14 protein-coding genes are annotated in these 11,520 nt (G+C 49.7%); 2 read left to right on the top strand and 12 right to left on the bottom strand.

Annotated features, from left to right (window positions below; translation table 11 throughout):
* Positions 1 to 361: 361 nt before the first annotated feature.
* Positions 362 to 2,377 carry a serine/threonine-protein kinase gene (locus ABY802_RS13800; RefSeq protein ID WP_372627708.1) on the top strand — a complete coding sequence of 672 codons (2,016 nt, stop codon included), beginning with the start codon at positions 362 to 364 and terminating at the stop codon, positions 2,375 to 2,377.
* A 33-nt stretch (positions 2,378 to 2,410) separates the two neighbouring features.
* Here ABY802_RS13800 and ABY802_RS13805 read toward each other — a convergent pair whose 3' ends face one another.
* The 6 genes from ABY802_RS13805 to ABY802_RS13830 form a co-directional block, all read right to left on the bottom strand.
* Positions 2,411 to 3,301, bottom strand: coding sequence for a cobalamin-binding protein (locus tag ABY802_RS13805; RefSeq protein ID WP_372627709.1), 891 nt, complete (start codon positions 3,299 to 3,301; stop codon positions 2,411 to 2,413).
* Positions 3,298 to 3,951, bottom strand: a complete 654-nt coding sequence (gene cobO / locus ABY802_RS13810; RefSeq protein WP_372627710.1) for a cob(I)yrinic acid a,c-diamide adenosyltransferase — start codon at positions 3,949 to 3,951, stop codon at positions 3,298 to 3,300. The genes ABY802_RS13805 and cobO overlap by 4 nt, the downstream gene beginning before the upstream one ends.
* Before the next feature lie 2 nt (positions 3,952 to 3,953).
* Positions 3,954 to 4,940, bottom strand: a complete 987-nt coding sequence (locus ABY802_RS13815) for a FecCD family ABC transporter permease (protein WP_372627711.1) — start codon at positions 4,938 to 4,940, stop codon at positions 3,954 to 3,956.
* Complete coding sequence (locus ABY802_RS13820) at positions 4,937 to 5,722, bottom strand: ABC transporter ATP-binding protein (protein ID WP_372627712.1); 786 nt, start codon at positions 5,720 to 5,722, stop codon at positions 4,937 to 4,939. The genes ABY802_RS13815 and ABY802_RS13820 overlap by 4 nt, the downstream gene beginning before the upstream one ends.
* Positions 5,723 to 5,823: 101 nt before the next feature.
* Positions 5,824 to 6,201 (bottom strand): hypothetical protein, encoded by a 378-nt coding sequence (locus ABY802_RS13825; RefSeq protein ID WP_372627713.1) that lies wholly within the window; start codon positions 6,199 to 6,201, stop codon positions 5,824 to 5,826.
* 105 nt (positions 6,202 to 6,306) lie between these two features.
* Complete coding sequence (locus ABY802_RS13830) at positions 6,307 to 6,630, bottom strand: YkgJ family cysteine cluster protein (protein WP_372627714.1); 324 nt, start codon at positions 6,628 to 6,630, stop codon at positions 6,307 to 6,309.
* Positions 6,631 to 6,775: 145 nt separating this feature from the next.
* Between ABY802_RS13830 and ABY802_RS13835 the strand changes: the two genes are divergently transcribed.
* Positions 6,776 to 7,519, top strand: a complete 744-nt coding sequence (locus ABY802_RS13835; protein WP_372627715.1) for a MauE/DoxX family redox-associated membrane protein — start codon at positions 6,776 to 6,778, stop codon at positions 7,517 to 7,519.
* A 98-nt stretch (positions 7,520 to 7,617) separates the two neighbouring features.
* Here the strand turns inward: ABY802_RS13835 and ABY802_RS13840 are convergent, their stop codons facing one another.
* The 6 genes from ABY802_RS13840 to ABY802_RS13865 all read right to left on the bottom strand — a co-directional run bounded on the left by ABY802_RS13840 (position 7,618) and on the right by ABY802_RS13865 (position 11,384).
* Positions 7,618 to 8,844, bottom strand: coding sequence for a serine hydrolase domain-containing protein (locus ABY802_RS13840; protein ID WP_372627716.1), 1,227 nt, complete (start codon positions 8,842 to 8,844; stop codon positions 7,618 to 7,620).
* A gap of 89 nt (positions 8,845 to 8,933) precedes the next feature.
* Positions 8,934 to 9,341: a DCC1-like thiol-disulfide oxidoreductase family protein gene (locus ABY802_RS13845; protein ID WP_372627717.1), complete on the bottom strand. Its 408-nt coding sequence runs from the start codon at positions 9,339 to 9,341 to the stop codon at positions 8,934 to 8,936.
* On the bottom strand, positions 9,331 to 10,179 hold the full coding sequence (locus tag ABY802_RS13850; RefSeq protein WP_372627718.1) for a DMT family transporter: 849 nt from the start codon (positions 10,177 to 10,179) through the stop codon (positions 9,331 to 9,333). Before ABY802_RS13850 ends, ABY802_RS13845 begins: the two co-directional genes overlap by 11 nt.
* Before the next feature lie 131 nt (positions 10,180 to 10,310).
* The gene (locus tag ABY802_RS13855) at positions 10,311 to 10,664 is read right to left on the bottom strand and encodes a hypothetical protein (RefSeq protein ID WP_372627719.1); all 354 of its coding nucleotides are present in this window, start codon (positions 10,662 to 10,664) and stop codon (positions 10,311 to 10,313) included.
* A gap of 172 nt (positions 10,665 to 10,836) precedes the next feature.
* Positions 10,837 to 11,139 (bottom strand): type II toxin-antitoxin system RelE/ParE family toxin, encoded by a 303-nt coding sequence (locus tag ABY802_RS13860; RefSeq protein ID WP_372627720.1) that lies wholly within the window; start codon positions 11,137 to 11,139, stop codon positions 10,837 to 10,839.
* Positions 11,127 to 11,384 carry a type II toxin-antitoxin system Phd/YefM family antitoxin gene (locus tag ABY802_RS13865; RefSeq protein WP_372627721.1) on the bottom strand — a complete coding sequence of 86 codons (258 nt, stop codon included), beginning with the start codon at positions 11,382 to 11,384 and terminating at the stop codon, positions 11,127 to 11,129. The genes ABY802_RS13860 and ABY802_RS13865 overlap by 13 nt, the downstream gene beginning before the upstream one ends.
* Positions 11,385 to 11,520: the final 136 nt, after the last annotated feature.

The following is an 11,520-nucleotide window of genomic DNA, read 5'->3' on the forward strand; positions in this document are numbered from 1 at the left end:
ATAACTTAACACCGACAGCTCGAGTAACCTATCCGTCTGACTCACTTAACACTCCCTGCCGAAAGCACCCATTTAATACACATTAATTTTACCAAATGTTGCAGGCGCAAAGGTTAGAACCAAAAAGAAACCAAGTCAATACATATATTGTTTACATTAATGTAATTTAACTTGATGTTTTTTCATCTAAAGCTAAAATGGCCAGGCATTAAACAACGTGACAGTGCTTAACATTGCAGAAGGCTGAAGTTTTTATTCAGCATTTATAACTATTTGTCACGTTTATGTAAAAAGGTGGGGTGTGCAGTAATACTGATGCGTCACACAACCGCAGCAGATTAACGAGTAAGGTAACTAAACAATGGCTGATATCGCTGACAAAACCACTCAACCTGATACAACACTTGCTACAGATGACACGTTCGCAGCAGATAATGAGAAAACCCGCTTTGCCCGCCGCCCCTCTGCGACAACAGCACCGGGCAGCGACTTAAGCGGTAAAACAATCAAACAACGCTATTTACTGGAATCGAAAATTGGTTCTGGCGGGATGAGTGACATCTACCGTGCCCGGGATACTTTTTTAGCCGAGGCTGGCGTTGCAGAAGCTCAGGTAGCAATAAAAGTATTGCAACCACAGTTTGTCAGCCAGCCAGAAGCGCTGCAACTGTTGCTACAGGAAGCCCACAAAACCCAGCAGTTGTCCCATCCTAATATTGTCAATGTGTTTGATGTTGACTGTGAACAGAACTGTTACTTTATCGTGATGGAATATCTGGATGGTGAAAGTCTGGACCAGGTAATAAAACGCTATAAGCCAAAAGGCCTCCCCCTGCGTGCCGCTATTAAACTACTGGACCAATTAGGTTCAGCCTTAAATTATGCCCACAGTAAAGGTATCGTCCATGCAGATTTAAAACCGGCCAACATTATGGTTAACCGCAGTGGCCAGTTAAAGGTGCTGGATTTTGGTGTCGCTCATACCCTGCAACTTAATCATGATATTTATGCCGCTGAGCAACATAACCCGGCGGCTGCGCTAAGCGGCTATACTCCTGCTTACGCCAGTACCGATTTGCTCGCAGGCAACGCCCCCTCGGTAAGTGACGACACCTTTTCATTTGGCTGCATCAGCTATGAGCTGTTAACCAGTAAGCACCCTTTTGAGAGGATCCCGGCCGATAAAGCTGCCCAGCAACAAAAAAAGCCTAACAAACCCGCTCATCTCAATCCGGTGCAGTGGCTGGCGTTAAAACGCGCGCTGCGTTTTGACAGCAATAGCCGCCAAACCACTGTTACCAGCGTATTAGAGGGGCTGAAGCGGCGCTACTGGCCAGCAGCAACCGCAGCCGGTGTCGCACTGTTGGCTGCTACCAGCGTATGGCAATTACATAGTCAGCAGCAGCAACAGTTGCTGACGCTGCAACAACAGCAAGCCAGGCAACAACAACAGCACGATCATTACCTTGCACTGGCTAGCACTGCTGCCCCGGAGTTTCTCAGCACATTCTCAGCGCTTGAAAACACCGATCCCCTGATACGTTCTGGTTTGTTGCGTTTACAATCTGACAAGCTGCTGGCGTACTTTGAGCAGCAAATTGATCAGGTGATTAGTGATCGACGCTTTAACTATCCGGATTATCCGCAGATTGAACAGCTGCTTAATCAGGCCAGCCGTTTATATCCTGACTCGCATTATCTGGCGGGCATCGCCAATAGTATGTATCGTAGCAAGCAAACAGCACTTGATGTCCTGCGCAACCAACTGCGTAGCCTGCTCGTTAATCAGCAATACCAGACAACAGTCGATGACACCGATATTTATACTATTCTTGAAGAGATGAAGCGGATAGATCAGAACTATATTGTGGTGCCGGACGACGCTGAAATCAGCGCTTACCAAACTGCCTTTACCAAGGCCAGCGAAGAGCATAATGCGCCGGCGCTACATGCGTTAATTAATGCCGGTAAGCATATTTTTGCTGACAGTGAGCAAACCCGTGATTTGCTGCGCCACGGCGAACAGCTGCAAAGCGCCGTCGCGTCGATGGCGGCCTATCACACGGCTAAAGATACTGCCACGCCGCTGCCCTTCCCTCATCAGGAGGCCGCGGTATTTTATCAGCAAACCTTTGCACGGCTTAGCGAAGAGTTAAACCTCAGCCGCTCAGCACGGGAGACTGACAGTGTGTTTGAACAGTATCAGCACTACAGTGCCCAGTTACCGGCTGATTTCAGCTTAATTAAGGGCTTAAAACGGCAATTGGCAGACAAATACCTGACATTATCGGGGGAGCTGTTAAAAACCAATCAGGTGCGAAATGCTGAGCGGTTAATGCGCAGGGCCAACACCCTGATGAGTAGTATTAACAGCTAGCAGCTAGGCACCATACTGATGATGCTGCCCTCGCTAACGGTAACTATCAAGGCCCTGACATAATTGCCGGATACCGGTTAAGGTGCGGGGGCTGGTCCGATACAGCAAATCGGCATCGACGGTGACAAATTGGCCCAGTGCAACGGCCGGGATCACCGGATAAGCCTGCCAAAAACGGGTATCTGCGGGCGTAGCGCCCGCTGTGGCCTGAATAATCACTTCGGGCGCCTCCTGCAATACCTGCTCTAAGCCAGGCTGGGGATAATCGTTGCTGGCACTGGCAATAATATTGTCGGTCGCGCACAGCGCCATGGCCTGCGCTGGCCACGCCTGATTGGCTACTGAAGTAAGCGGCTCGGTACCCATACTGAAAAACACCTTTAACCGGGGCTTATTGCGATATTCGGCTTTAATTTCAGCCAGTTGCCGCTCAAAATCGGTTGCCACTACCTCGGCCTGTTGTTGGTGGCCCGTAACATCGCCCAGATAACGAAGCTCATTGGCGATATCACTGATCTGGATCGGATCGGAGTACACCACATTAATACCAAACTGTTGTAAACGGCTGATATCCGCTGCCACGTTACCGGTTTTCCAGGCAATCACCAGATCGGGTTTTAACGCTAAGATAGCCTCAAGGTTTACTCCGGCATAATTCGCCACCTGCGGCAACACTTTTGCCGCCTGCGGATAATCGCTAAACGCACTTACCCCAACCAGTTGCTCGCCTGCACCAATAGCATACAGCAGCTCAGTGATATGCGGTGCCAGGGCAATAATCCGCTGCTTTGGTTCAGCGTGCTGCTTTGGTTTGGCTTGTGGTTGGGGTGTGGCCGACTCTGCAGCTAACGTTGCCTGGCTAAAACAGAACACCAGATACCATACCGAGAAAACACAACAGGTCTTCACCAGTAGATCTTTCACCAGTCTAAGCCCCGCTGTGCTTTAATACCGGCATCAAATGCGTGTTTTACCACCTGTACTTCACTAACCGTATCCGCCATCTCTATTAACGTGCGATGACAAGAGCGGCCGGTAATGACCACATGCTGCGCCGCCGGGCGGTTTTGCAGGGCACGGACAATCCGCTCCAGCTCAATGTAATGATAACTGACCATATAAGTCAGCTCGTCCAGCAATACCAAATCAATGGCCGGATCAGCCAGCATTTGCTCCGCGCGCTGCCAGACTTTTTCTGCGGCGGCAATATCAGCCGCTTTATCCTGAGTATCCCAGGTAAAACCGGTCGCCATCACCGCAAATTCTACCTGATGTTGTTCCAGCAAATTGCGCTCACCGCAATCCCAGCTGCCTTTAATAAACTGAACCACGGCTGCGGTTAAGCCATGGCCAACAGCCCGGGCGACAGTACCAAAGCCTGATGTGGATTTACCTTTACCATTGCCGGTAATCACCAGCAGCAGGCCTTTTTCAGCCGTTGCTTTAGCAATACCCTGCTGCACCTGTTGCTGCAGCTTCTGCTGGCGCAATTTGTGCCGTTGTTGCCGGTTTTGCTCATCCGTCGTGTTGGTAGCGGACGTATCCTTTTCAATAAACTTATTATCATCAGACATCGCTATGCTGTACTCCTGCGTTGGCGCATAATCACCAGAAAAAATAGACTGCCAAGTACCGAGGTAATGATACCCAGTGGGATCTCCTGGCTTAGCAGAGCACTACGGGCCAGGTTGTCAATCCAGACCAGAAACAAGGCACCAAACACAGTGCAGCCCAGTAACAAGGGTATCGCCGTCACACCGACAAAATAACGCACAAGGTGTGGGATCATTAAACCGACAAAGGCAATACCGCCGCACTGCGCCACAATACAGGCTGTTACCAAAGCGGTTAGCAGCAATAATATCACGCGCAGTCGGGTTGGGTTAACGCCAAGCGTCTGCGCACTTTCGTCACTGAGCAGCAAGGCATCGAGCTGACGGCGCAGCATCAGCGCAACCAGCAACAATACGCAGACCGCAGGCGCAATTAAACCGACACTGCCCCAGTTGGTCCGGCTTAAACTGCCCATCAGCCAGAAAATGACTTTGTTGGCGGCAAAAGGCTCTGCAAAATACAAAATAAAGCTACTGATCGCACTGAGCATAAACGACACCGCCACGCCGGCCAGTAAGGTCATTTCTATTTTTCGCCATTGCCGGCCCATACACACCAGAAACACCAGCGCAACCGCAAATAGTGCCCCCAGAAAAGCCGCTAAGGCCAGGCTTAACACATGGGGTGGCAGTAGAATACTGGCAATGCTGGCCCCCAGGCCGGCACCGGCCATCAAGCCAAACAGATAGGGATCGGCCAGGGGGTTACGGCTGGCATTTTGCAGCACCGCGCCGGCTATTGCCAGCCCAGCCCCCACTAACATGGCACATAGCAAACGCGGCAACCGCACCTGCCAGACAATGGTGCTGGCAAGCGCGTTTTGCTGGCTGCCCAGTAGCGCCTGCCATACCTCTGTAATGGTTAAACTGGCCGTACCAATCGTTAAACTCAGCACAGCACTTAACATTAACGCCAGCAGCATTAACCCCAGAATAAGCGGTTGTTTCATAGCCCGCTCCCGCTGGCAAAAAAAGTAATTTGTAATTTCCCATGTACCGGGTGCAGGCTGACTTCACACGGCAGCTGAAAAACCTGGCTAAGCTGCGCTGCCGTTAATACCTCGGCCGGGCTGCCAAACGCCAGCAACTGCCCCTGATGTAACAGGGCTATTTTGTCACAATAGCGCGCGGCTAAATTTAAATCGTGCAAACAGGCCAACACCGTTTTGCCAAGGCCCCGGCTCAGCTGCAAAATCTGATGCTGATACAACACATCAAGATGATTGGTAGGCTCATCCAGCAGCAATAGCTCAGCTTGCTGCACTAATGCCCGGGCCAGATACAGCCGCTGCAGTTCACCACCGGACAGGGTTTCCACCAGCGCCTTTGCTTTGTGTTGTAACCCCAGTTGCTGTAACGCCAGCGCTATTTGTTGTTCATCCTCGCTGGTGTTACCGTCGAACCAGCCTTTGTGCGGTAATAAGCCCATCGCCGCCACCTGATACACCGTTAACGCAAACACCGGCGGGCTTACCTGGCTAACACTGGCAATTTTGCAGGCTCGCTGGCGGGCATTTAATTTCGCCAGCGAGCGTTGCTGCAGCACGATATCACCGGAGCTTAAAGGCTGGGTGCCATTAATCAGCTTTAACAGGCTACTTTTACCGGCCCCATTGGGGCCGATTATGCCAATAAAATCACCTTTATTTGCGCTGAAGCTAAGTGGCGCCACTATAGATTGGCCATCAATCGTTAGGGCAGCCTGATGAAGTCGTAACAACGCCGGGGGCAAACGCAGCTCCTGAATTATCCTGCCAAAACAACACTGCCGGCAAATTGCCGGCAGTGTTGGTCTTATTGTTAAGCCGGCAATAGTAGCCGCTTACACCAGTATTAGTCCAGATTTGCCAGTAAGGTTTTATCTAAACCATCTTCATTTAATATTTTAATAATTGCCTGGCAGTGGTCCAAGGTAAAATCACCTTCACCAATTTGCGAATTGAGCATTGCCCGGCGCTTCAGTACAATTTCCGACACCTGCTTACCATCACCCAGTTTGCTGTGCAGTTTTTCCAGCCACGGGTACAGCTTTTGTTCCGCATCGTATGCGGCCTGACGCGCCTCTGGATGAAAGTCCTGACACGCATTGATATTCAACAGATAAAAATTCAGGTAACCCGCAACGGTTATCAGCTTATAATCCTGCGTCTCTGCCTGAACCGGTAAAGTTACTATTAACGCGGCCACCGCGGCACCTAACCATTTTTTCATTGTTATTCCCTGCCATCTGTTGCTAATTATGCCAACCAATCTAAACAGAAAATGCTTATTTTGCAATGTTGGTTCCAAAAAAAGCCAACCGGTACCGCCGCGTTGTTAAAGCGAACGTCCGACATTAAACTCTGCCCGCTCTGTCAGACAATCGTCTGACCCCATGGCAAACTCGCGGCAAACCCAGGGCCGCTGGTCATAAATGGTGCAGCGATAGGTGTCACGATTTAACGCAGAACACCAGCCATCGGCCAGCCTTAGCATGGTTTGGCCACCCCACTGATCCGTCGATATGTGGTAATCAGGCACCCCGGTGTCAGAAATTATCATCACTTCTAAGCGGCAACAACATGCCTGACAATTAGCACAACTGACCGTTGCTGGCGTTACCGTGCTGATGGGGATAATAGTGGCTACTGGATTACTCATAGCTAAGTTTAGCCTGCCCTGCACCTTCGAAGCAACATTTGCGATCGCTAAAACCCACCCCGCCCCTTAAGACAAAGCACTTGCCCAGGTTGCAATGGTGCTGCCAGCTACTAAAGTTACTAATAAGCTGAGAAACGGAGGTTATATGAGCAAACAAGCAACCCTTTATCGGATGTTAACCCCGGAACACACCTGTCCATTTGGCATAAAATCAAAAGCGCTGTTGCAGCGCCAGGGTTATGACGTTAACGATAAGCATCTTAGCAACCGACAGCAAATTGAAGCGTTTAAGCAGCAGCATCAGGTAAAAACCACGCCACAAACCTTTATTGATGATAAAAGGATTGGTGGCTACGAGCAGTTACTGGATTATTTTGATAAAACCAGGCCCGGTAATGGCGTTGCCGCAGCCTACCGGCCGGTGATTGCTATTTTTGCCATCGCACTGTTAATGGCATTAGCCCTTAACTGGGCAGGCGGCGCTGAAGTATGGTCGATAACCACGCTCGAAAAGTTTGTCGCCCTGAGTATGGCGCTACTGGCACTGCAAAAACTGCAGGACGTAGAAGCGTTCAGCAATCAGTTTTTAGGTTACGATATATTAGCAAAGCGCTGGGTAAGGTATGCCTATATCTACCCTTTTGCTGAAGCGTATGCGGGTATCGGCATGCTGGCCGGGCTGTCTGCGTTTATAGTAGCGCCCGTAGCACTATTTATCGGTATTATCGGCGGCATTTCAGTATTTAAAGCGGTATATATTGAAAAGCGGGAACTAAAATGTGCTTGTGTAGGCGGTAACAGCAAAGTGCCACTGGGCTTTGTGTCATTAACTGAAAACCTTTTTATGATTGCAGCCGGTAGCTGGATGCTTTGGCAAGCCTGGTTGTAAGCTGTTACCAGGCCGAACACAAATCCTAAAATGCGAAAATACTAAATGCCCCCCATGTCAGCGCTGCTATATAGCCAAAAGTAAATGTTCCCATGTGGTTATTCATCACGTTTACTGCTGTAAAAATCAGACAAGGCCTTGAGGAAGGTATATTCATCCAGCCCGGCTCGGTAAAGGGGTTTAGGCTGGGCACTCCACATTACCACCACCAGGTTGGTCTCAGGATCAACAAAAACATACTGGCCGAATATACCCTCTGCAGCATAACTGGTGCCATGCATTGGCCATAACATGTAGCCATAATTCACCTGTTCACCCGCAATAACCTGCCGGGTACTGGCAGTCTGTACCCAACCTTTTGGCAATACCCGTTGGCCGTTTATTACCCCATCGTTTAGCAGAAACAAGCCAAAACGGCCATAGTCACGCAAAGTAGCCGATAAACCACTGCCGCCCACTTCTAAACCGTCAGCAGATTGCAGCCACCAGTTCGCGTCGGCTTCCATGCCCTTCGACCAGATTTTTTCTGACAGGTAATCGGCAACAGGTTTGCCGGTAGCTGCCCGCACCAGTGCCCCTGCCAACTGCGTTTCGCCGGTGCTGTAATTCCAACGGCTACCGGGCTGTGCTGCCCGCGGCAGTGTCGCCATCAGATCGAGTACGGCACCGGGTTGCTGACTAATTTGTGCTTCGAGCATGCGTCGTCGGTCAGATGTCGGATCCGTATAGGTTTCATTCCAGGCCACACCCGAGCTCATTTGCAGTAAATGTTTTACCGTTACGCCATCGTAAGCGGTGCCTTTAAAGCGCGGTAAATAATTAACTATCGGATCATCGATACTGTTAATGGCACCATCCTGGATTGCTGCGCCAATCAGTGTTGCCGTAATAGACTTTACCACCGACATCGACATCCAGCGGGTATGTTCATCATTACCCAGTTGATATTTTTCAAACTGTATTTTGCCGTTGTGGATGATCAGCATGCCGCTGATGGCATTGAGCGAAAACACGTCGTATAAATCGTAATGTTGGTTATCAACGGTGTAGCTAAAGGCGGTTAATGGCTGCTGGCTTAACGGTAACGTATTTACCGTCTCACCCCTTGCTACCGTGCGGGTTGGAAACAGCCGGTCAATGTTACGAAACGTATTTACCCGGATGTCGGGATAAAGCTTGCCATCATACAACTGACGCACCGTGCCAATAGGCTCATCCGCGTGGCGATAAGCCGGTGCAGCAGCGCTATGCCCAGAACTATGCCAGCCGGCAGATAGCAGCAACAATACCGGTCCAATGACTCTAAGTGTGTTAATGGTAAACATAAAGTGTCCATCCTTTTTTTAATGCGTTTGCCCACTTTTATCAGGCGATATCATTGCCTTGGCATGGGCTCGGTCAAATAAACATCGGCTTAAAATTTGTCGTTACCGGACAACCCTAAATTATTAACCTTGGTTTTTCCTAATATCTTTAATAAAAGGTTGCGACAGCATCGCAAAGCAGGATAAAGCACCCCAGACACGGTTTTTGATTTAAAAAGCCAGTAGTTTATCCGGTTAAGGATGCCGTAACGGCTGCCAATTAACGCCAAAGCATGAATGGCATCGGCACCAAAGTAGAGTTGTTCGCCTATTTTCAGCACCATTCCCTGGTCGATATCCAAACCCTTAGCGGTAATTTCATTCATAATGCCACTCTCTTCCCGGGCATTAACGAGTATTAAATCGCCCACACTTCGCCGAATATTCACCACCTGACAATAGGCATGACACGCCGGACATTCTTCATCATAGACCAGCGTTATTTGCTCACGTTTCACCGGGTTTCTCCTTATTCAATACCAGTGCAATGCCGCCAAGTATAGCCACACTAGCAACAAGCAGGCGCACGGTGACTGGCTCATTAAGGATAATAATACCGCCCAGCGCCGTAATCACCGGTACGCTAAGCTGAACCGTTGCGGCGCTGGTTGCCCGCAGTGCTGGTAGCACCCTGTACCAGATGGCGTACCCCAGCCCGGACATTAAGGCACCCGAGGCAACGGCATAGCCAAAACCCGCCATATCAAGTGTTATCGAATTTAAAGTGAACAGGCTCATGGCTAAGGCGATAGGAACCGCCCGCAGAAAATTACCTGCTGTTACCCCGGTAGGATCACCAGCGCTCTTACCATAAAAAGAATAAATGCCCCAGGCTACCCCGGCACTTAACATCAGTATCGCGCCTTGCAGCGGCGGTGCCGAAAGCCCCGGTAGCAGCATTATCAGCAGTCCCCCGAGTGCCAGCAGAAGCCCGACAAACTGCCATTTTCCAAAACGCTCTCCTACATAAATGCCATAACCAATCATAGTCGCCTGCACAGCACCAAAAAGTAGCAAAGCGCCGGTGGCAGCAGACAAACTAATATAAGCAAAAGAAAAGCCCGCGGCATAAACAAATAGCGCCATGGCCGATAACCAATTGCCTGCAACGACAGGCGCCCCCTGACGGCAGCGGATCAACAGCAGCAGTACTACTGCACCAGAAACTAGCCGAATGCTGGTGAAACTGGCCGCATCAATGCTGGTATGAAGCAAGGCAGCCCGACACAGCAATGAATTGCCCGCAAATGCCGCCATACTCAGCGAAGTTAAGCCTAAAATACGTAAAAATGACATCAATCGTTTTCCGGGGCTGCCATAGTTATTTGCGATAGCCGATAGAAACGTCCCGTCCATGCATAAAAATGTTAGAACCCGGGTTATTTCTCCCTTCAAATACTTTATTCATTGGGGCGTGTTGACGTTTGCTAGTTAAACTGACGCAGTTGAATAGGGTTACCGTCACGATCTGCAATATTTGATACTTTAAACACAGGATTGCTCCACTCCCCCTCGAATGTCTTGCCACCCAATTTAACAGCTTTTTCTCTCGACATCGCCATGTCACCTACCGTAAGAAAAAGCTTAATGGGGCTGAACGCGTTAGTCGGCATATCGAATGATGGAACATGAATGATTAAGTTGAAACCATTCGTTTCCAAGCTAATAAAATCATTGGTCTTGCGAACAACTCGCATATCAAAAAGTTTCTCATAAAACTCTGATAAGTTGCGCAAATCGCCAGAGTAGATTAACACACCGTTTTGCGCTGGCCCTGACATATGCTTTTCCTTGCCGTGTAATGTGAATTGAAATAATGCAGATAACATGAAGAATGCAAAAGCAAAAAATTAATGTTGTGGAACACAAATTCCTCCCTGCACATAACGCCTCGCGCAAGCGCGCGAACTTGTCAGCGTCGCAGGTGCCGGAGGCTTCGCATGACGTGGATCGTTAGCTGTTTCCAAGCATGAACGCACGAAGCTGCCGCTCCTCTCGCATGACATAAAGGACGAGAACTCGATGCTCATCCTCACGATAAAAAATGCGACACGGTGGAACCACTACCTCCCTGTATACCGAATCCGGCAGCTCTGGAGGGTTCCGCCCGGATTTGGGGAAATTTCCCAAGCGCTCGGTCTTATCGAAAACGTCCTTAACGAGTTTACTTGCGGCTGCAGGATTGTCCAAAGCGATATACTCAGCAATCGCATCCAGTTCTTGAAGAGCGGGCTCTGTCCAGATTATTTCAGCCATTTACTCATTTTCTGTTTGGCCTCACTTTGGCTATACGTTCTTCCCTCAAGTACAGCAAGCTCTCCCCGAGAGAGCCCCTCAAGCAGCTCAAGCCGACGCTGCATGAATTCATAATCTTGTACATCAACAAGGTATGCAGATGGCTGGCCATGCTCCGTAATCAATACGGGCTCTTTGGACGAGTGCAGATCTGCCAGAATCTTTGTAGCTTGGCGCTTCAGGTTCGTCACTAGCTCAACTTTCATAGGTTCACCCTGTTCCAAATCTAAAGTGACACTATAGTATCACTTTTCGGGTGAGGCAACTCCAGCTTGCGCAAAGCTTTGGGGCGGCTGAAGCGCAGCGTAAGCCGTCCCAGCCGCGTTAGCGGCGACAATAGCA

It is taken from the genome of Arsukibacterium sp. (assembly GCF_041616895.1).
Classification (GTDB): Bacteria; Pseudomonadota; Gammaproteobacteria; order Enterobacterales; family Alteromonadaceae; genus Alishewanella.